The sequence below is a fragment of the Knoellia tibetensis genome (assembly GCF_048606415.1).
Lineage (GTDB): Bacteria > Actinomycetota > Actinomycetes > Actinomycetales > Dermatophilaceae > Knoellia > Knoellia tibetensis.
Genome location: NZ_JBMBWF010000001.1, coordinates 2,416,030 through 2,436,937, shown reverse-complemented (window position 1 = coordinate 2,436,937; position 20,908 = coordinate 2,416,030). Strand labels below are relative to the sequence as shown.

General features: G+C 73.3%; 11 protein-coding genes. All 11 read right to left on the bottom strand.

Annotation, left to right across the window (positions count from 1 at the left end):
• Window positions 1-101: 101 nt before the first annotated feature.
• The 11 genes from ACOJV7_RS11415 to ACOJV7_RS11365 all read right to left on the bottom strand — a co-directional run bounded on the left by ACOJV7_RS11415 (window position 102) and on the right by ACOJV7_RS11365 (window position 20,902).
• A complete protein-coding gene (locus tag ACOJV7_RS11415) occupies window positions 102-1,673 on the bottom strand; it encodes an oligosaccharide flippase family protein (RefSeq protein ID WP_420190266.1) in 1,572 nt (523 codons plus the stop codon).
• Entirely contained in the window at window positions 1,670-2,824 is a 1,155-nt protein-coding gene (locus tag ACOJV7_RS11410; RefSeq protein ID WP_420190265.1) for a DegT/DnrJ/EryC1/StrS family aminotransferase, read from the bottom strand. The genes ACOJV7_RS11415 and ACOJV7_RS11410 overlap by 4 nt, the downstream gene beginning before the upstream one ends.
• Window positions 2,821-3,960 (bottom strand): DegT/DnrJ/EryC1/StrS family aminotransferase, encoded by a 1,140-nt coding sequence (locus ACOJV7_RS11405; RefSeq protein WP_420190264.1) that lies wholly within the window; start codon window positions 3,958-3,960, stop codon window positions 2,821-2,823. Before ACOJV7_RS11405 ends, ACOJV7_RS11410 begins: the two co-directional genes overlap by 4 nt.
• Window positions 3,957-4,973 (bottom strand): NAD-dependent epimerase/dehydratase family protein, encoded by a 1,017-nt coding sequence (locus tag ACOJV7_RS11400; RefSeq protein ID WP_420190263.1) that lies wholly within the window; start codon window positions 4,971-4,973, stop codon window positions 3,957-3,959. Before ACOJV7_RS11400 ends, ACOJV7_RS11405 begins: the two co-directional genes overlap by 4 nt.
• Window positions 4,970-6,019: a Gfo/Idh/MocA family protein gene (locus ACOJV7_RS11395; protein ID WP_420190262.1), complete on the bottom strand. Its 1,050-nt coding sequence runs from the start codon at window positions 6,017-6,019 to the stop codon at window positions 4,970-4,972. Before ACOJV7_RS11395 ends, ACOJV7_RS11400 begins: the two co-directional genes overlap by 4 nt.
• Window positions 6,020-6,109: 90 nt before the next feature.
• Window positions 6,110-7,192, bottom strand: a complete 1,083-nt coding sequence (locus ACOJV7_RS11390) for a glycosyltransferase family 2 protein (RefSeq protein ID WP_420190261.1) — start codon at window positions 7,190-7,192, stop codon at window positions 6,110-6,112.
• A 13-nt stretch (window positions 7,193-7,205) separates the two neighbouring features.
• A complete protein-coding gene (locus ACOJV7_RS11385; protein ID WP_420190260.1) occupies window positions 7,206-14,090 on the bottom strand; it encodes a DUF4082 domain-containing protein in 6,885 nt (2,294 codons plus the stop codon).
• On the bottom strand, window positions 14,087-15,436 hold the full coding sequence (locus tag ACOJV7_RS11380) for a glycosyltransferase (protein ID WP_420190259.1): 1,350 nt from the start codon (window positions 15,434-15,436) through the stop codon (window positions 14,087-14,089). Before ACOJV7_RS11380 ends, ACOJV7_RS11385 begins: the two co-directional genes overlap by 4 nt.
• Complete coding sequence (locus ACOJV7_RS11375; RefSeq protein ID WP_420190258.1) at window positions 15,433-17,115, bottom strand: GumC domain-containing protein; 1,683 nt, start codon at window positions 17,113-17,115, stop codon at window positions 15,433-15,435. Before ACOJV7_RS11375 ends, ACOJV7_RS11380 begins: the two co-directional genes overlap by 4 nt.
• Entirely contained in the window at window positions 17,112-18,806 is a 1,695-nt protein-coding gene (locus tag ACOJV7_RS11370) for a Wzz/FepE/Etk N-terminal domain-containing protein (RefSeq protein WP_420190257.1), read from the bottom strand. The genes ACOJV7_RS11375 and ACOJV7_RS11370 overlap by 4 nt, the downstream gene beginning before the upstream one ends.
• Window positions 18,803-20,902, bottom strand: coding sequence for an alginate lyase family protein (locus tag ACOJV7_RS11365; RefSeq protein WP_420190256.1), 2,100 nt, complete (start codon window positions 20,900-20,902; stop codon window positions 18,803-18,805). Before ACOJV7_RS11365 ends, ACOJV7_RS11370 begins: the two co-directional genes overlap by 4 nt.
• Window positions 20,903-20,908: the final 6 nt, after the last annotated feature.

The following is a 20,908-nucleotide window of genomic DNA, read 5'->3' as shown; positions in this document are numbered from 1 at the left end:
AGTCGGCCGCACCGGACGTCAGCGTCACGCCTCCCACCCTAGGGCGGCGGGCCGCGAGCCGGGCCCGGTCCGACGGACGCTGCACGGGCGCGCGAGGACGCTCACGGCGCCGACCCTGGGTCGGAGGACGGGAGGAGCAGCGCCCGGCGCACGGGCGTCTTGAACCGGTCGGGGACGGGCACGACGCCCACCGTGTCGCGCAGCGGCCCGGCGGCGAGGAGCCGCAGGAGCACGACGTAGACGACGGCGACGACCGACCCACCGGCAAGGACCTGCACGGCCGCGGGCGTGTCCGGCCCCAGGGCCCACAGGATGACGGACCCGGCGACGACGGCTCCCACGACGGGCCCGAGGACCCGCCCGAACGGCTGCGCCACCGCAGAGGCCTCGACGTTGAGCAGACGGCCCACGAGCAGCCACCGGGTCACCGTGGCCAGCAGCGCGACCCCGACGAACCCGACGGCGACCTCCATGAGCCCACCCCGCACGGCGACGGCCGTCGTGGCCACCGTGACGGCGTCGACGACGACGGCGTAGGCGAGCCAGGCGCCGGGCCGCCCGAGGCCGTAGAAGAGGCCGTGGTCGACCATCGCACCGAGGGTGAGGATCCCGGCGATCGCGAGGGCCTGCGCCGGAGCGGCGGCGTCGGCCCACTTCTCCCCGAAGAGCATCGGGACGAGGGCCGGCGCGGTGACGACGATCGCGCACATGAGAGGTGCCACGACGGCATACCCGACGTTGAGGGCCTTGCGGTGCGCGTTGCGCAGCCAGTCGGGTGACTCGCGGAGCCTGGCGAAGACGACGGTCGAGACGGGCACGGCGGAGGCGGCGGTGAGCTCCTGCGCCGTGAGGACGAGACGCTGCGCGACGGTGAGCAGGCCGAACGCCGCAGGCCCCAGGGCCACCGTGACGATCCACCCCTCCGCCGCCAGCCTCGCGGTGGCGACGACGTCGACGGTCGAGACGCGCAGCCCGAAGGAGGCCATCGACCGCAGCTTGCTGAGCGAGACGACGAGCGAGGGACGCCAGCCGGCTCGCCGCCAGGCGAGGACGGCGATGACCCACTGGCCGACGACGACCTGCGCGACGAGCGCCCAGACGCCGCCGCCGAGGACGGCGACCGCCACCGCGACCGCCTGGGCGAGGAGGGCGGCCCCGAGCCCCTGGAGGGCGACAGTCCGGAAGGCCATCGCCCGTCGCAGCAGGGCCAGGGGGACCGCGGCGAGGACGGTGGGGACCACCGCGAGGACGAGGGCGCGGAGCACCGGCGTGAGCTCGGGCACGGCGAAGGCCCGCGCGAGCAGCGGTGCCGCGACGAACAGGCCCGCCGACAGGAGGACACCGGCCCCCACCGACGCCCACAGGGCGGTGCTCAGGCTGCGCTGGTCGGAGTCGCGGGCCTGGAGCAGGTAGGTCGAGAACCCGAGGTCGGCGAGCAGGTAGACGAACGGGATGACCGCCATCGCCGCCGCGACGACCCCGAACTCCCGCGGCGACAGGATGCGCGTGAGGACGAGGAGCGTGACGAAGCCGGAGGCCCGCACGACCCACTTCTGCGCGGCGAGCCACGCCACCCCGGCGGCGGCCTGCTGGCCCAGCCCCTCCTCGCCGGAGGCGACCTCGTCCGGCGCCTGCGGATGGGCCTCGGCACGCTCGGCCGGGTCGGCGCTCATGGCCCCAGCGCGGCGGACAGGCCCTCGGCCACCCTGGCCTGCTGCTCCTCGGTGATCCCGGGGAACATCGGCAGCGACAGCATCTGGGTCGCGGCGCGCTCGCTCACCGGCAGGTCACCGGGTCGGTGGCCGAGCCTCGACAGGGCCGGCGTGAGGTGGACCGGCACGGGGTAGTGCACGCCCGCACCGATGCCCTCGGACTGGAGCCGTCGCAGCACCTCGTCGCGGTCGACCGGAGCCGCCTCGGTGACGCGGACGACGTAGAGGTGCCACACGTGCTCGTTGCCGGCGGCGGTGACCGGCAGACGCAGGCCCGGTATGCCGTCGAGCAGGCTGTCGTAACGCGCCGCGGCCTCCCGGCGCAGGACGTTCCACCCGGGCAGCCGTCGCAGCTTGGCCCGCAGGACGACGGCCTGGAGGGTGTCGAGCCTCGAGTTGAAGCCGACGGTCGTGTGGACGTACTTCACCGCGCTGCCGTGCGCCCCGAGGAGACGGACCTGCTCGGCGAGGCCGTCGTCGTCGGTGAGGACAGCACCGGCGTCGCCGTAGGCGCCGAGGTTCTTGCCGGGGTAGAAGCTCGTCGCCGCGATGCGGCCGAAGGACCCGGCCCGCTGACCGTGCCGGGTCGCGCCCTGCGACTGCGCGCCGTCCTCGAGGACCGCGATCCCGCTGTCGGACAGCGACTCAGGGAGGCTCTCGAAGGGTGCGACCTGGCCATGGAGGTCCACGGGCACGACCGCGCGGGTGCGGTCGGTGACCACCCGTTCGACGTCGCTCGGGTCGAGAAGGAGGGTGTCGTCGTCGACGTCGGCGAAGACCGGCCGGGCACCGGTGCGCAGCACCGCCTCCGCCGTCGCGATGAAGGTGGCGGCGGGGACGACGACCTCGTCGCCGTGCCCCACGCCGAGAGCCCGCAGGCCCATCTCGAGGGCGTCGGTCCCGTTGCCGACGCCGATGCAGTGGCGCACACCGGCGAAGGCGGCGTACTCCTCCTCGAAGGCCGACACCGCCCCTCCCCCGATGAAGTCCCCGGCCCCGAGCACCTCGGCGAAGCCGTCGAGCACCTCGGCGGCGACCTCCGAGTGCTGCACCCGCAGGTCGACGAAGGGGACGCCGACGGCCGCGTCAGGGCGGCGCTCGACGGTTGTCACGACGCGGCCCTCAGACCGGCGGCGCGCCGGACCGTGTCGACGACGGTGCCCTGCTCGGCCTCGGTGAGCTCGTGGAAGAGCGGCAGGATGAGGGTCCGGTCGGTGAGGCGCTCGGTGGTGCCGAGGTCACCATGGGGGTGACCGGCATACGCGGGTTGACGGTGGGACGCCATGATCCCGGCCCGGGCGGAGACACCCGCCTCGGCGAGCGTCCCGAGGAGCTCGTTGCGAGAGAGCGGGAAGTCCGCGGCGAGCTCGACCCAGAAGGACTGGTAGTTCGTCGTCCCGTGCACGGGGTCGTGGACGGCCCGGACCCCGGGGACGTCGGCGAGGAGCTCGTGGTAGCCGGCGGCGAGCTCGCGTCGGCGCTGCACCATCGCGTCGAGCCGGCCGAGCTGGACGAGGCCGATCGCCGCCTGGATGTCCGTCATCCGGTAGTTGAACCCGACCTCGCCGTAGCTCTCGAGGACGGGCTGGCGGCTGAGGTGGCGGGCGGCGGCGCTCACGTCCATGCCGTGCTCGCGCAGTCGCCGGGCGCGCTCGGCGAGCGCGGGGTCGGTCGTCGTGAGCATGCCGCCCTCGCCGGTGGTGAGCAGCTTGCGCGGGTGGAACGACCACGCCGCGAGGAGCGCGTCCGAGCCCACCGGCCGCCCGTGGAGCGTCGCGCCCACGGCACAGGCGGCGTCCTCGACGAGCGCGATCCCGCGGTCGCGGCACAGCTCGCGCAGCGGGCCGACATCCGCCGGCACCCCGGCCTGGTGGACGACGATGACCGCCGTGGTGCGTGGTGTGAGGACGGGCTCGACGGTGCGCTCGCTGATGTTGCCGTCCTCCGCCTCCACGTCGGCGAAGACCGGCGTCGCGCCGGCGTGGACGACGCAGTTCGCCGTCGCGATGAACGAGAACGACGGCACGACGACCTCGTCGCCGGGTCCGACGCCGAGCAGGTGCAGCGACAGGTGCAGGGCCGTCGTGCACGACGACACCGCCACCCCGTTGCGCACGCCCACGCGGTCGGCGAAGCGGTCCTCGAACTCGGCGACGCGCGGCCCCTGGGCCACCCAGCCCGAGCGCACGACGCCCGCGGCCGCCTCCGCCTCCTCCTCGCCGAGCCACGGCCTCATGACCGGGATCATCGCAGGCCCCTCTCATCGCGCCACCAGTCGACGAGCCGGCTGAGACCGGTGCGCAGGTCGACCTCGGGCGACCAGCCCAGGTCGCGCCGCGCGGCCTCGACCGACGCCAGCCGCCGGGTCACCCCGTTGACCGCGCGGGCGGGGCCGAACTCGACGTGCTGTGTGCTGCCCATGACCTCGAGCAGCGCCTCGGCGAGCTCGAGCAGGCTCGTCTCGGTGCACGTGCCGATGTTGAAGACCGCGTCGGTGACGTCGGCCTCGGCGGCGAGCAGGTTGGCGCGGGCGATGTCGGTCGTGAAGACGAAGTCCATCGTCTGCTTCCCGTCGCCCATGACGAGCGGCGGTTGCCCCGCGGCGATTCGCTCCATCCACCGGATGAGGACCTCGGTGTAGAGCCCGTGGACGTCCATCCTCGGCCCGTAGACGTTGAAGTAGCGCAGCGCGACGTAGTCCAGCCCCGACATCGTGTGGAAGCTGCGCAGCATCCCCTCGTTGAAGACCTTGGCGGCGCCGTAGAAGGTGTCGTTGTCCCACGGATGCTGCTGCTCCGTCGTCGGGAACTCGGTGGCGAGGCCGTAGACCGAGGCGGACGAGGCCGCGACGACCTTGCGGACACCTGCGGCGGCCGCCGCCTCAAGGACGTTGAAGGTGCCGTCGGCGAGCACCTCGAGCGCGAGCCGCGGCTCCTCCGCGCACTGCGTGATCCGGATCGCGGCCTGGTGGAAGACGACGTCCGCGCCCGCTGTGGCCTCGGCGACCGTGCGCCGGTCGCGGATGTCGCCGTCGACGACCTCGACCCGCCCGGACGCGAGGGCCGTCGCGAGGTTCTCCTTGCGGCCGCGCACGAAGTTGTCGAGGACCCGGATCTCGGCCGCGCCCGCGTCGACGAGCTGGTCGACGATGGTCGAGCCGATGGTCCCCGCTCCGCCGGTGACGAGGCAGACGGTGTCGCGCAGCGGGACCCCGTGCGAGGTCGTGGCGGCGGTCGTCGGGCCCGCTCCAGGCGCGCTCATCGCTCGACGTCCTCACGGGCGACGAAGGCACCACCGAGGCGGAGGCTGCGCTCGGCCGCCTCGAGGATCCCCATGACCCGGAGGCCGGCTCGGCCGTCGGTGGCCGCGGGCCTGCCCTCGGTGATCGCGGCGGCGAACTCGGTCATCATCGCGCGCAGCGCCTCCTGCTCCGTCAGGGCCGGGGCCACCATCTCGCCGGTCCGGTAGGCGATGCGCACCTGCCGCCGGTCGTCGGGGCCGAGCGCCTCGGACGCGAGGCAGTCGACCCCGCGGTCGTAGACGGCGAGTCGCTGGCTCGGGTTCATGTCGTCCCAGACGACGGTGCGCTGCGAGCCGCCGATGACCATCGTGCGGATCTTCACCGGGCTGAGCCAGTTGACGTGGACGTGCGCCATCGCCCCCGTCGAGAGCCGCAGCGTGAGGTAGGCGACGCACACGAGCCCGTGGTTGATCGGGTCGGACCCCTGGGCGGCCACGGCCTCGACCGTGACGCCGGGCGGCAGGAGGTAGTCGAGGATCGACAGGTCGTGCGGCGCGAGGTCCCAGAGGACGTCGATGTCGGGCTGGACGAGCCCGAGGTTGATCCGCACCGAGTCGACGAACTGCACGTCGCCGAGCGAGCCACCGTGGACGAGCCGCCGCAGCTCCTGGACGGCCGACGTGTAGCAGTAGGTGTGGTCGCACATGAGCGTGAGCCCGCGGTCCTCGGCCGCCTCGACGAGCTTCCACCCGTCGTCGAGGCAGGCCGTGAGGGGCTTCTCGACGAGGACGTGCTTGCCCGCGTCGAGCGCCGCCATCGCGAGCGTGAAGTGCGTCGCCGCCGGGGTCGCGATGGCCACTGCCTGCACCGTCGGGTCGTCGAGCACGGCGTCGTAGGAGTCCGTCGCGCCCACCGTCGAGTAGCGGCCGAGGACCTGCTGCGCGCGATCGACGTCGAGGTCGCAGAGCCACCGGAGGTCGACGGTGGGTGTCGCCATGGCGTTGCGCACGAGGTTGGGTCCCCAGTACCCCGCGCCGATCACCGCCAGTCCGATCGGGTCACTCATGGTCGGTTCCTTCCCCTTGTGTCCTTCCGGCCGCCCTGTGGCGGACCGGTGTCTGCGTCTCGTCCGTTCCCCGCTCGCGGGGTGTCCGCCTCACGCGAACCTCACCGACTGGCGACCCGGGCGGACCAGCGCCTCGGCCACCTCCCACGGCGAGTCGTAGCGGTCGCGGCTCTCGGCCAGGAACCGCACGCCGCGCGCGGGCGGGACCACCGGGGCAAGGGCCGACATGACCCGCGGTCCGAGCGCACGCCGTAGCCGCAGTGCGTGGTGGATCGGCATCCGCCGCGCCTGTGGCCAGCACTCCAGGGCGAACTCCACGAGGGCGTCGAGCTGCGCGTCGGAGGCACGCCCGTCGTCGTGGGCCCGGGTGGCGACGAAGAGCGCCTCCCACGCGAGCTTGTGCCGCACGAGCCTCGCGAGGCGCCGGGCATCGACGTCGCCGCCGAGGTGGGTGAGGATGCTGTCGAAGACCTCCCTGGCCTGGCGGAGCTCGGCGACCTCGTCGAAGGACAGCGACATGTTGGAGGTGTGCTGCCTGTACCAGGCCTGGTCGACACCGCGCACGTAGCCGACGTCGGCCAGCGAGGCGAGCCGCATCCACATCTGCGTGTCCGCGAGGTGGGGCAGCTTCGCGTCGTAGCCGCCGGCCCGCCGCTGGACCTCGGTGCGGACGACGACCTCCGGCGAGGAGATCCCCGAGCGCGCCAGCCGGAACCGTCGCTCGAGCCAGTCCGAGCCCTGCCACACGCTCCAGCCCCTCGCCTGCGTCCGCACGGGCGGGAGGGGTTCGTCGTCGCGGAACCGGACGGCATACCCGTAGGCGAAGCCCACGTTCGGGTGGGCCTCGAGGAGGTCCACCGCCCGGCCGAGAGCACCGGGCGTGAGCAGGTCGTCGGCCGACATGAGCACGGTGTAGGTCGAGTCGGCCCAGCCGAGCAGGCCCTCGTTGTAGGTCGCGATGTGCCCGTGATTGGTCGGGTGCACGACGGCCTCGATGCGGGGGTCGCGGGCGGCGAGGTCGAGGGCGACCTCGTCGCTGCCGTCCGGCGACGCGTCGTCGATGATGAGCACGCGCACGTCCACGCCCGGCTGGGCGTCGAGCACGCTCGCGACCGCCTGCTCGAGGTAGTGCCCGTAGCGGTAGCAGGGGATGACGACGCTGACGCTTCTCATGCTTGCTCCTCTGTCACGGTCCGGCCTGTCCGCTCGCGAAGACGACGTCGACCCAGTAGTTGGTTGCGTTGAACGAGTTCGAGGGGAACCCGCCGTTGGCGCCGTAGCGGTAGACGCCGTTGCCTCCCGAGGCCCCGTCCCGCAGGGCGTGCAGCGGGGGCCGGTCGACCGCCGCCGCCGTGAAGTACCCGCCGTCACCGGCATACCTGCCCCGAGGTGCGAGGTAGGAGGCGACGTAGGTCGTGCCGGCGGTGATGGTCACCGGGGTCGCGAACGACGCCTGCTGCCACCCGGTCGTCGTCTCGTTCCTGAAGGTGACCGTGGCGAGCCGGGTCCCGGTGGCGCTCCAGAGGCTGCCGGTGTGGGTGCCGGTGTTGCCGGTGCCCTTGTAGAACCGGATGCCGGTGATCCGCCCGCCGATGTCGGAGGTGAACTTCACCCCGAGCTCGACCGGACTCGCGTCCGAGACGCTGGCTGTCGCCGGGACGGCCGTGGGCGCCCAGATCGTGCACGCGGCGCACCCGCCCGGTGCGGGCGTCACCGGCGCCGAGGGCGCCGAGCTCGGCCCGGTGCCCACCGCGTTGGTGGCCGTCACCCGGAAGGTGTATGCCGTGCCGTTCGTCAGCCCGGTGACGGCGACACCCGTGACCGGCGGGTTGCCGGTGATCGTGGTCGGCGTCTGCGCCGCGGTCCCGACGTAGGGCGTCACCGTGTAGGCGGTGATCCGGCTGCCACCGTCAGCGGGCGCGGTCCAGGACACCGATGCGGACCCGTCACCCGGCGTGGCCGCGACGTTGGTCGGGGCCTCGGGAGCGGTGGCCGACGCCACCGAGTTGGTGGCGAAGACGACGTCGACCCAGTAGTTGGTGGCGTTCCACGTGTTCGTCGGGAAGGTGCTCGTCGCGCCGTACTGGTAGATGCCGTTGGCGCCGGATGCCCCGTCGCGCAGCGCGTGCAGCGGCGGCCGGTCCATCGACGTCGTGAAGTAGCCGCCGTCGCCCGAGTAGCGGCCGTTGGGGGCGTGGTAGGAGGCGACGTAGGTCGTCTCCGCGGTGATCGGCACCGGGCTCGAGAACATCGCCTGCTGCCAGCCGGTGGCGGTCTCGTCGGTGAACGTCACCGTGGCGAGCCTCGTCCCCGTGTCGCTCCACAGGTTGCCGACGTGGGTGCCGGTGTTGCCGGTGCCCTTGTAGAACCGGATGCCGGTGACGACCCCGTCGACGTCGGAGCTGAAGCGCACCCCGAGCTCGATGGAGCTGCTGTCCGAGTCGCTCGGGTTGGCCGGGACGACCGTCGAGGGCCAGATCGTGCAGGCCGCGCACCCGCCGGCGACGGGTGTCACCGCTGCCGAGGCGACCGAGGCCGGTCCGGTGCCGACCGCGTTCGTCGCGCTGACGCGGAACGTGTATGCCGTGCCGTTCGTCAGGCCGGTGACGGTCACCGACGTCGCCGGAGGCGACCCCGTGACGGTCCGGGTCGCCTGCGCCGTGGTCCCCACGAAGGGAGTCACGGTGTAGCCCGAGAGCGGGCTGCCGCCGTCCGCGGGGGCCGTCCACGAGACGAGGGCCGACCCGTCCCCGGCGGTCGCCACGACACCCGTCGGGGCGGCCGGCGCGGTGGGCGCGGGAGACGGGGTGACCGGCGCCGACGCGGTCGACGCTGGGCCGGTGCCCACCGCGTTGGTCGCGGCGACGCGGAACGTGTAGGCGGTCCCGTTCGTCAGGCCGGTGACGGTGAGCGTCGAGGCCGGCGGGCTGCCCGTGATCGTCCGCGGCGCCTGGGCCGTGGCCCCCACGAAGGGGGTGACCGTGTAGCCCGTGATCGGGCTGCCGCCGTTCGCGGGCGCGGTCCACGAGACCTCGGCCGACCCGTCGCCGGCCGTGGCGGTGACCGCGGTCGGCGCTCCCGGGGCGGTCGGGACCGACGACGGGGTGACGGCTGCCGACGGCGCAGAGGCGGGGCCGGTGCCCACGGCGTTGGTGGCGGCGACGCGGAACGTGTAGGCCGTCCCGTTCGTCAGGCCGGTGACGGTGAGCGTCGTGGCCGGCGGATTGCCCGTGACGGTCCTCGCCGTCTGGGCCGTCGCCCCGACGTAGGGCGTGACCGTGTAGCCGGTGATCCGGCTCCCGCCGTCCGCGGGCGCGGTCCACGAGACCTCGGCCGACCCGTCGCCCGCCGTGGCGCTGACCCCGGTCGGGGCCTCGGGCGGGGTGGCCGCCGTCGCGCTGCTCGCGAAGACGACGTCGACCCAGTAGTTGGTCGCGTTGAAGCTGCTCGAGGGGAAGGCGCTGGCCGAGCCGTACTGGTAGACGCCGTTGCCCCCGGCGAACCCGTCGCGCAGCGCATGCAGCGGCGGCCGGTCCATGGGGGTCGTGAAGTAGCCGCCGTCGCCCGAGTAGTGGCCGTTGGGGGCGAAGTAGGACGCGACGTAGGTGGTCTCGGCGGTGATCGCGACGGGGGTCGAGAACGATGCCTGCTGCCAGCCAGTGCCCGTCTCGTCGGTGAACGTCACCGTGGCGAGCCTCGTCCCGGTGGCGGTCCACAGGTTGCCGACGTGGGTGCCGGTGTTGCCGGTGCCCTTGTAGAACCGGATCCCCGTGACGACCCCGTCGACGTCGGAGCTGAACTTCACGCCGAGCTCCACGGAGCTCGCGTCGTCGTGGGCCGGGATGCCGGGAACGGTGGTGGCAGGCCAGATCGTGCAGGCCGCGCACCCACCCACGGCGGGTGTCACGGGTGCCGACGCCGACGACGAGGGCCCGGTGCCGATGCCGTTGGTCGCCTTCACGGTGAACGTGTAGGCCGTGCCGTTGGTGAGGCCGCTCACGGTCGTCGTCGTCGCGGGCGGGCTGCCGCTGATGGTCGTCGACGCCTGGGCCGTGGTGCCGACCCACGGCGTGACCGTGTAGGAGGTGATCGGGTCGCCTCCGTCGCTCGGCGCGGTCCACGAGACCACGGCCGTCGCGTCACCAGCGGTGGCCGAGACCCCGGTCGGCGCACCGGGAACGGTGTCGGGCGCCGCCGGCACGACCGGCTCGGATGCGTTCGACGCCGGGCCGGCGCCCAAGGCGTTGGTGGCCGTCACCGTGAACGTGTAGGCGGTGCCGTTCGTCAGGCCGGTGACCGTCGTCGACGTGGCCGGCGGGGTCCCGGTGAGCGTCCGCGGCGACTGGGCGGTCGTGCCGATCCACGGGGTGACGGTGTAGCCGGTGATCGGGCTGCCGCCGTCCGCCGGCGCCTGCCACGCGACGACGACGGAGGTGTCACCCGGCGTGGCCGACACACCGGTCGGCGCACCGGGCGCACCCGCGCCGGTCGGCGTCACGGGCGCCGAGGCGGCGGAGGCCGGACCCGTGCCGACCGCGTTCGTCGCCGTCACCCGGAACGTGTATGCCGTGCCGGCGGTCAGTCCTGTGACCGTGGTCGTCGTGGCCGGGGGGTTGCCCGTGACCGTCCTCGACGTCTGCGCGGTGGAGCCGACGTAGGGCGTGACGGTGTAGCTCGTGATGGGGCTGTCGCCGTCGGAGGGTGCCGTCCAGGACACCGTCGCCGACCCCGTGCCTGCCGTCGCCGACACGTTGGTGGGCGCCGCGGGCACGGTCGCCGCCAGCGTGGAGAAGACGACGTCGACCCAGTAGTTCTCCGACTCGAAGGAGCTCGTCGGGAAGGTGCTCGTGGCATTGATGGCGTAGACGCCCTGACCACCGTTGACGCCGTCCGCAGGGGCGTGGAGCGGACCCGAGTCCACGCCGTTCGAGGCGAAGTACGCGGAGTCGCCCGCGTAGTGTCCGCGAGGCGCGAAGTAGGAGACGACGTAGACCGTCCCCGCCGTGATGTCGACGGGCGTCGAGAAGAGCGCCTCCTGCCAACCGGACGCCGTCTCGTTGGCGAAGGTCACGGTGGCGAGCTTGGTGCCGCTGAGCGTCCACAGGTTGCCCACGTGGGTGCCGGTGTTGAGCGTCGACTTGTAGAACCGGACGCCCCGGATCTGGCCGTTGACGTCGGCCTTGAACTTCACGCCGAGCTCGAGGGCGCGTCCGTCCTGCTGGTCCGGCGTGCCGGGGACCGCCGACGCGGGCCACAGGCTGCACGCCGAGCAGGTGATGAGCACGGGCACGACGCCGCTCGACGCGGCCGAGGCGGCGCCGGTCCCGACGACGTTGGTCGCGGCGACGCGGAAGGTGTAGGTCGTGCCGTTGGTGAGGCCCGACACCACGACACTCGTGTCGGGAGGACTGCCTGAGACGGTCGTCGACGGCTGGGCCACGGAGCCGATGTAGGGAGTGACGACGTAGCCGGTGAGGGCGCTGCCGCCGTCCGGCGGCGCCGACCACGACACGGCGGCGGAGCCGTTGCCCGGGGTGGCACTCACACCCGTCGGGGCCCCGGGGACGGATGCCGGCCCGGTGTTGACGTCGAACATGACGTCGACCCAGTAGTTCGCCGCGCTCGGGCTCGACGTCGGGAAGCCGCTCGTGGAGGCGTTGCGCGCCAGCCCGTTCACGGTGCCCTGGGTGTGGCGCAGGGCGTGCAGCGGCGGGCTGTCGACGCGGCTGTAGGTGTCCGGCCGGGGTGACGGGTTGGGATAGAAGTAGGAGTCGTCCTTGGCGGTGTGCCCCCGGGGCGCGAAGTAGGAGACGACGTAGGTCGTGTTCGCGTTGATCGCCACCGGGGTCGAGAAGAGCGCCTGCTGCCAGCCGGTCGCGGTCTCGTTGGCGAACGTCACCGACGCCAGACGCGTGCCGGAGGCGGTCCACAGGTTGCCGATGTGCGTCCCCGTGTTGAGCGAGGACTTGAAGAACCGGACACCCGAGACCTTGCCCGAGACGTCGGACCGGAACTTCATGCCGACCTCGGTCGCGCTCGCGCTGCCGGAGTCGCTCGTCGCCGGCGACGACGCGGTTCCCCAGACCGAGCAGCTGCACCCGACGCCGAGTGCGCGGCCGGACGACGGCGCTTCGAGGTTGCCGGAGTCGTCGACGGCCCGGCTCCGCAGGGTGGTCGTCGGGCTGCCGTGCGCGACCCACGAGTAGGACCAGCTCGTCGTGCCGGTCGCCGGGTGCCACGTGGCACCACCGTCGGTGGACACCTCCACACCCGCGACGACGCCGCCGGTGTCGGAGGCCGTCCCGCTGATGGTGAGCGACGAGCCGTCGCCGACGGTCGTGCCGGCCGCCGGGGACGTGATGGTCGAGGTCGGCGCCGTGGAGTCGGCGGACGGGGAGGCGACGGTCACGCCGGCATACGGGACGGCATACGGCTGGACTCCCATGTCCGCGAAGAGGTTGACGGTCGCCTGTCGCATCGTCGTGTCCGGGGTCGACGACGGGTCGTCGAGACCCCACGGCCACTGCACCGTGCCGGCGCCGAAGACGAGCGCTCCGCTCGGCGCGCGGTAGAGCGACATCCGGTGGGTCGCGGTGCTCCCCGTCTTCACCGTCGAGCCGTAGTCGACGAACGCCTCGGCGGTCGTGCTCGTCGTCGACGACAGGTCGAAGAGGCCGGCGGGCCGGAAGCCGTTGTCGGGTTCGACGTCCCACTCGTAGCCGAGGGTCTCCTGTCCCGGCGCGAGCGTCAGCGTCTGGGTGCCGGTGAGCCTGGCGGCGGCGGTGTTGCGCCAGAACCGCAGCTTGGCGAACTGCGCCGGCACCTTGATGTCCGTGCTCCCGGCGTTGACGACGAAGAGCTGTCCGGTGAGGGCGTTCTGCGGACGGCCGCCGTCACCGGGAGGGCTGAACCGCGGGTCCTGCCAGGTGCCCGTCCAGGTGGCCGGACCCTGGGGGTCGACCGAGGCGTCGTAGTGGGTCTCCTTGTAGGACACCAGGGTTCGGTTCGCCCCGGCGGAGGCGTCGATGCCGTTCTCGAACCGCGTCTTCCAGAAGACCTCGTTGCCGCTGAAGAAGGCGAGGTTGACCCCCGCGTCGCGCGCCGCCTCGACGTTGCTGCGCTGCGACCCGGTCCAGTACTCGTCGTGACCGACGGAGAGGAAGGTCTTGTGCGTCGTGAGCAGCGCCCCGCCAGCGGCCGTGCTCACGTCCATGCCCGAGGTGTAGGAGACGTCGTAGCCGTTGGCCTCGAGGAACCGGATCATCGGGTACTCGGCATACATCAGCCAGCTGCGTCCGAGGTCGTCCTCGGCGGAGTGCCACGGGCGGTTGTAGGAGACCTTGGCCGCGCCCTTGTAGGCGGCCGGGTTCCCGGGCGGGCAGTTGGCGGTGCACGTGTAGAGGCTGTTGCCGCCGTAGGTGTTGTAGGCCTGCCACGTCTGGTCCGAGGTCTGGAACAGCATGTCCGAGCGCCCGGCGTCGTTCCTGACGACGAACGGGATGTGGCTGGCGCCCGTGGCGTCCTCCCGGACGAGGTGGGCGATGTAGACGCCCGACACGGCGTTCGAGGGGACCGCCCACGACGCCGAGACGGCCCAGTTGCCGCAGTCGATGAGGCCGGTGGCCGCGGTGTCGTTGAGGCAGTTCGGCTGGGTCTGCGGAAGCGTGGCCGACGGCTGCAGGCCCGACACGACACGGCGCGCGCCGTTGCCCTGGTAGTAGCCCAGCCGCAGGATGTCGATCCGGTACTTCGTGCTCGGCGTCTTGATCTTGAACCGGACGGTCTCCCCCGGGTTGACGCTCATGGTCGTGGCGAACCCCTGGATGGTCGTCGAGCCGGCGCCGCTGATCTGCCAGGTCGTCGGGGCGGCCCCGGCCTTGGTGTTCTCACAGGCGATGACGTTGACCGGAGCGACGCACGGGTCGGCGGCGCTGGCGGACGGGGCACCGACGGTCAGCCCCAGCACGAGGGTCAGGGCGCCGACGAGCGCGACGAGCGAACGACTGCGCCTGGTCCGGCGGCGGAGCTCACCGGATGCTGCTGCGACGTGGAGATGCTCACCAGTGCTCATGACATGCTCCTGTCCGGGCGAGGCGCCCGTCCTGCCGGCGGGCGCGCGGACGGTTCGCCCGCGACGAGGTCGTGATCCGGCCGACGGCGTTCCGGGACCGCTGTCCCGCGCCGTCCCCCCGCTGGGCCCCCCGCTGAGCCTTCCGCTCCGGCCACCCCCACGGCGTGCCCGATCGCGTAGTCGTAGATGTCCAGGAGCTGGGCCACCGCAGCCCTGACCTCGAAGTGCTCGGAGTACGACCCCCGTCCCGCCCGCCCCATCGCGCGCCACCTCGCGGGGTCGTCGTCGACGTCACAGAAGGCTGATGCCAGCGCCGAAGGGTCGCCGGGAGGGACGAGCACGCCGTCGACACCGTCCCGCACCAGCTCGGGGAACGAGCCCCTGCCGGGGGCGATCGGGGCCACGCCCGCCGCCATGGCCTCGACGGCGACGAGCCCGAACGTCTCCTCCCACACCGACGGCACCACGACGGCCAGGGACCCTGCAATCAGGTCGCTCACGGCCGGCCGACTCAGCAGCCCGTGCAGCCGGACCTCGTCGCGCCCCTGCGCCCACTGCTGGAGCGCCCCCTGAAGCGGACCTCCACCGGCGACGTGCAGGCGCAGCGTCGAGTGCGGCCGCATCTCCCGGAAGGCGGACCACCCGGCGAGGAGCAGGGGCAGGCCCTTCGCCTCGTCGAGCCGGCCCACGTAGGCGACGCGGTGGTCACGAACCGCGGTGCCCGCTGCCGGGCCCGGGACGAAGTGGTGCCTCACGAAGAGGCGCTCGTCGGGCAGCTGAAGACCTGCCATGAGGTCGCGCTGCGCGGCGGAGATGAAGATGAACGCGGAGACCAGCGTCTGCCACCGGCGCCGGTTGAGGCCGAGCCCGGCCGCCACCGGGAGCGTCGCCGCGACCGACCCGCGGTAGCAGCCGTGCCGCAGCGCCGGCGCCCACCGGCCGCCTGCACAGGCATGGCAAGGCTCACCCTTCCGGAAGAAGTCGCCACTGGCGCAGAGGAGCTTGTAGTTGTGGATCGTCGCCACGACGGGCACTCCTGCCTCGGCGCAGGCGTCGAGCACGGCGGGACTCAGCAGGGGGAAGGTGTTGTGGAGGTGGACCACGTCGGGCCGACTCCGCTGGAGGTGCGTGACGAGGGAGCGCCGGAGCCCGGCGTCGTGGATGCTCCGGAGGGGGAGCCCGGCCTTCCTCGCCAGCGACCAGTCGGCGATGTCGTCGCTGGAGCGCTGGAAGAGATCCACGTCGACGCCATGGGCCCGCAGTGCGCCGACCTCCTGGTCGACCACCGCGTTCTCACCACTGGGCGCAGTCGAGCGGTAGCGGCTGTGCATGACGAGGACCTTCATCGCGAGTGCACCACCTTGATCGCGGGGTCACTCGGCTGCTCCGTCGGCGGCCGTCCAACATCCGTGGAGGGGTGCCCCAGCATCCAGTCGCGGCGGTCGGCCCTCTCCATGAGGGCGAAGGGAAGCTCCACACCGGACTCCTCGAGGAGGGCGGCGACCGTCGTGAGGAGCTCGCGTCCGGCCCGCCCCGCCGTGACGAGAGGGACGATGCGCTCGACCCAGGAGGGCAGGAGCCCCAGGTCGAGCCCGGGGTCGACCTCGACGAGCGCCAGGACGACGTCCGACTCGGCCCACGGCCCCGTCACGTCGTCGTCGACGCCGGCAGCCACCGGTCGCGGCCAGCGCCCCCGCCGGGGGCCGACGGCCAGGGCGGGGTCGCCCTTCGGACGGACGAGGGTCACCGTGCCTGGCCCGTGGGTCTCGACCTCCTCCGTGCGTACGCGTCCGCTCACCAGCGCGCCCGAGGTGCTGAGGTCGACGAGCAGCACCCTGGCGCCCCCGTCGGCCAGCCGCCGTCCGAGTGTCCGCAGGACCGTGGCTGCGGTGCGGACGCCGTCGATCGGCACGAGCCCGAGCGTCGCGGGTGGGGCGTGGGGCGCGGTCGTCGCCGGCAGGTCCGACGGCCCGGGCAGCGCCGTGGCCAGCCCGTGGACGAGCGCCTCGAGCGGGCGCTCGCGCATGGGCTCGCGCCACCGTTGCGGGCGGCCGCGCAGCACCCGCGTGACCATGCGCGTGACGGCCGCAGCCCAGCGGCTCCTCCTGCCGCCGGAAGGAGGTGCCCCGACGCTGATGCGGACCGGCACCCCGAGGGCCACGGCGATGTCGCGACGGCGGCGGAGCCGCTCGCTCGTGAGGGTGAGGAAGAGGACCGTGCCCACTGCGAGCGTGCCCGCGACAAGGGCGCCAGAGACACCGAAGAGGACGGCCCGCCGGAGGTAGCCGAACGGTGCACCGGCGGGGTCGTCGATGACGTGCGAGGCCCGGATCGCCGCCTCAGGAGCCAGGACCGCATCCTCGGTCGCCTGCTGCAGCTCGGTCACCTGGGTGTTGAGCGCGCTGCGCTCGTTGACGATGTCGCTGAGCCGGATCTGGTCGACGACCGGTGCCGCCGAGGCGCGTTCGTATTCGGAGGTCAGGGCTGCGACCCGTCCCCGGAGCGTCGTGATGCGCTTCCCATAGCCCGCGACGAGACCTTCCGACACCGACCGCAGCTGCTCGCCCCGGAACTCGAGGAAGTGCCTCACGAGGGAGCGGAGCCGGGCCAGCGCGGACGCCTCGTCGGGTGCCTCGAGCGACACGGTCATGATGCGGGAGCTCAGCGGGGTGGCCGTGACGCTCGCGAGCAGCGCGTCCGGTGACTCGGTGAGGCCGAGCTCGCGGATGACACGCTCCCCGACCTCCCGCGTGAGGAGCAGGCTCTGGTCCGTCGTCATCGCCGACTCGTCCGTCGGGTTCGACGGCACCATGAGCAACGTCGTCGTCGCCGTTGCCGGGTGGGGGGCCAGTGCGAGCAACCCGAGGCCGAGGAGGGCGCCGATGCAGGTCACGCCGACCCAGGTGCGCCACGTGCGGGTGAGCGCGTCACGCAGGTCCCTCAGCGTGACGACGAGGGGCCGTGGGACGTCGTTGAAGTCGACGTCCGGGTCCTCGTCGGGGAGGCGCCACGACGGCCCGTTCACGGCTGGCTCCTTCGCCTGTCGCGGCGTCGGGCCGCCGATGTGCTCGACGTGGCGGCGCCACCCCCCGGCGCGGCCGTGTCGCCCCTTGGCGTGGCCGCGTCGCTCCTCGTCGTCCTTGCGCCGCCCCTCGGCGTGATCCACGTCGGACGTGCCAGCGGTCCGCGAGCCTGGACGGTCACGAGACGACCCGTCGTGCGGTCGAACGGGTCGGGGTTGGCCACGACGAGACCGACGACGTCGAGACCGAGGCGGTCCACCGCGACGACGGCGTCGGCGAGGTTGCGCCGGGTGGCCGCAGCGGAGCTCACCGCGAAGAGCGCCACGTGACCGTCCACGACAGCGGGGTCCGGCTCGGGGCGGTCGCGGTCGAGGACGACCACCCGCACCGAGAGCGCCACCTGCTCCGGGTCGCCCTCCTCGTCCGAGAGGACCGCTGCGTGGGCTCCGGGGCGGCCCTGGGCGGTGCTCACCGCGAGCGGAAGGGGTGCCTCGTCATGCCGGGGGGTGTGCGAGCAGGCCGCCCAGAGGTGGGTCGCGGACCGGTGCTCCTGCATGGCGACGAGCTCGGCCGCGAGCCCGGTCGACGCGGCGAACGCCGCGATCTGGGGGCCGACGGTGAGGCCGCCGGCATCATCGCCGAAGGAGAGGACGACGACGACGACCGGACCGTGCGCGCCGCGATCCGCCTCCACGTCTGCGACGAGGGAGTGCAGCAGCCTGCGCAGCGCCCAGCCGTCGGTGCTGTCGGGGTCGTAGCCCCGCAGCAGGTCGAGCCAGGCGCCCGCCGAGCGTGGCGGACGAGCCCGGACAGAGGCGACGACGGGGATGCCCACCGAGTCGGCGAGCTCGTCGCGCGAGCGCAGCTTGGGGTCGCGCTTGTTCGTCATGACGACAACGGCGGCGGCGAGCAGCGTGAGCGCGGTCGCACCCCCGAGCACGTTGAGCAGGACGTCGGTGGCATAGCCCTCTCGCTCCCCCTTCGAGGCGGGCTGGATGACGCTCGCAGCGGCCGGCGACGAGGAGTCCGAGCCATCGTCACCCGCGAGCTGCTTGCGCAGGGCCTCGACGTCGAGCAGGGTCGAGGCCTTGACCGCGGTGAGGTCGGCGAGGGCCGCAGCGTCTGCGAGCCCGGCCGCCGTCGTCGTGCCGTTGGTCGCGATCCGGGTGGTGGCCCCCCTGATCTGGGCGTTGACGGAGTCGAGGCTCTTGAGGAGAGTGTCGAGGCGCCCCTGGAGCTGCGCCTGCTGCGCCGCTCGGAGGCTGCCTCGGGTCTCCTCGAGGTAGTCCACCAGCGATGACGCCACCGCGGCCGCGAGCTCCTCGGCTCCCTTGCCTGTCGGACCCGACGCGGTGATCCGCAGAACGGCGGAGGCCGGCGTGTCCACGGTGATCCGGTCGGCGGCCTCCGCGACCGACGGGCGGGGGCTGAGCTGCTCGGCCGCTCGGTCCAGCACCTCGGAGCTCGTGACGATGAGGGCCTGGGTCGCGGAGTCGTAGCCGCCGAGCCGCCCGGATCCCGCCTGCGAGACCGTCGGCAGGAGGACGACGCTCGTGCTCGTGAACGCCGGCGGGCGGAGGGTGAGCAGTGCCACGCCCCCGCCTGCGCCGAGGACCGCGGCGAGCACGAGGACGACCGCCCGTCGCCGGAGGACGGCCCACGTCGACCTGAGGTCGACCGACTGCTCGCTCACCAGAGCCTCCCGGTGCGCTCACGGGCCGTCCTCGACTGCACGGCCGGCTCGTCGTGGACGACCAGCTCGGTCCGCAGCTCGAGGGTCCCGGTCCACGTCCCGACCCCGACGAGGGAGGTTGCGGGCACCCGCACGCCGAAGCGCGGCGAGGTCCAGCCCACGACCGGGTCGTTCTCGCCCCGGTGGGCGGTCCACGCCAGCACTCCCGGGAGCAGCAGGCGTCCCTGGCGGTCGTGTCCGTCGCGCCCGGTCCACCACAGGTCGGCGCCGTCCGGCCCGAGCTCGGCGTGGACGTGGGGGCCGAGGTGCCACGACAGCTTCAGGGAGTGTGATCGCGAGCCGGTCACGGTGTCGGTGACGGTGAGCGCCTTCCGCGGGCCGTCGAGCTCGACCCTCCGGTCGTGCCGCAGGGCCGGGTCGAGACGCGCGTATGCCGTGTGGTGCGCCTCCCACACGGAGGTCCCGGAGATGCGCAGCTCGGTCCGGCCGGTGACGGCGTCGGCGTGCGTGGCCCACATGAAGGGGCCCGACTGCACGCACTGGTCGGCACCGCCGACCTCGACGGTGTTGTGCGCCCGGGTCGACCGGAAGTAGTCCCGCCACTCCGGCTCGCCGTGGTAGCAGTACGTGCCCGGGTCCACGAGGAGCTCGACCCCGTCGTGGCGCACCTCGACCGAGAGGGCGTCGGCGTGGCCGTGCGCCGCGATCGACAGGAACCCGTGCGGTCCGCCGTCGCACCGGCACCAGAGCTCGGCACCGTGCTCACCGGCACTGCGCAGGACGGTGACCCCGGCATCCGCGAAGTGCTGGGGTCGCGTGCCGCCGCGGACCGTGATCGTCGTCGCCGCCGTCGTGGGCTCGGTCGTGGCCTCGGTCATGGCCTCGGTCGTGGCCGCGGACGAGCCCGCGGCCTGGGACAGCGCGTGGAGCAGCGTGCTCGTCACCCCGCTGCTCACCGGCGGCCACCACGACGCGGGCCCGAGGGTAGCGGCACCGCTGGCGAGGAGCACCGTCCACGGCTCGTCGTCCGGGTCGTCGAGCACGAGGGCCCGGCCCTCGTCACCGTCGCCCTGCCGCGGCGGGTTGCCGGCTGCGTCGAGGAGCGCGGCCCCGGCGTCGAGCGAGCGCTCGAGCAGCTCGCGGGTCGAGGACGAGAGGGGGTGGCCGGCGGCGTCGGCCTCGACGAGCGCGACGAGCCCGAGCTCGGTCGTGAAGCGCTGGTAGTCGGTGGCCATCTCGCGGTTGACGCCGCTGGGGAAGGTGTTCGACGCGAGCGCGTGCTCGAGCTGCTGGGTCGCCGTCCGTCGCCAGCCCTCGCTCTCGGCGAACCACGGGAAGGCACACGCGGCGGCGAGCCGACCGGCGGCCTCGGCGACGAGGTGGTTGTTGGCCGACGATCCGTGGCTGCGGAAGGCGGCGAGGTACTCCTGGTGCCACCGCAGCTGGTTGAGGGCCACCGGGTCGTCCTCGAAGAGCGCGGCGACTCCGGGCCAGTCGTCGAGGAGGCGGCGCACCCAGACCCAGCTCATGAGGCGCACGCCCAGCTCGATGCCGCTCGTCCAGTGGACCCCGGACAGGAACGGGTTCGTCGCCCACCACGAGCGCAGCTGGGCGGCGGCGGCCTCGGCGTAGGCGTCCTCCCCCGAGACCCACCAGGCGCCGGCGAGGACGGTGAGGTGGTGGTGGCGCGAGAGCTCCCAGACCGACTTGACGTTGCCGGTGACCTGCTCGTTGCGGTGGTCCACGCCGAAGGCCAGGGCGTCGTGCGGGGCCCTCCTGCCGGTGACCGGGTCGAGGAACCAGTCAGGGGCGGCCGAGTCGCGACGGTAGGTGCCAAGGACCCGCCAGTTCCCCTCGAGGACGCGGTCGGCGGCGGTGACGAGGCGCAGCGCGGCCTCCGGCGGCACCGCGGTTCTCGCGCCAGCAGCCAGGGTCGTCGTGAACGGGCGCAGCGCGAGAACGCGCGCCGGCGGCGGGAACGGCTCTCCCGGGCGGACCCGGCGGGAGGTCCACGTCAGCTGCTGGGCGCGGTCCCCCACCCGCGACGTCACCTCCGCCGCCGACATCCGGCGGAGGCGCTGGGCGTACCACGTCACCGACCT

Excerpts from the sequence above, each read along its gene's own strand:
- ACOJV7_RS11400 (WP_420190263.1), bottom strand. The coding sequence starts at position 4,973 with ATGAGCGCGCCTGGAGCGGGCCCGACGACCGCCGCCACGACCTCGCAC.
- ACOJV7_RS11385 (WP_420190260.1), bottom strand. The coding sequence starts at position 14,090 with ATGAGCACTGGTGAGCATCTCCACGTCGCAGCAGCATCCGGTGAGCTC.
- ACOJV7_RS11405 (WP_420190264.1), bottom strand. The coding sequence starts at position 3,960 with ATGATCCCGGTCATGAGGCCGTGGCTCGGCGAGGAGGAGGCGGAGGCG.
- ACOJV7_RS11390 (WP_420190261.1), bottom strand. The coding sequence starts at position 7,192 with ATGAGAAGCGTCAGCGTCGTCATCCCCTGCTACCGCTACGGGCACTAC.
- ACOJV7_RS11395 (WP_420190262.1), bottom strand. The coding sequence starts at position 6,019 with ATGAGTGACCCGATCGGACTGGCGGTGATCGGCGCGGGGTACTGGGGA.
- ACOJV7_RS11380 (WP_420190259.1), bottom strand. The coding sequence starts at position 15,436 with ATGAAGGTCCTCGTCATGCACAGCCGCTACCGCTCGACTGCGCCCAGT.
- ACOJV7_RS11415 (WP_420190266.1), bottom strand. The coding sequence starts at position 1,673 with ATGAGCGCCGACCCGGCCGAGCGTGCCGAGGCCCATCCGCAGGCGCCG.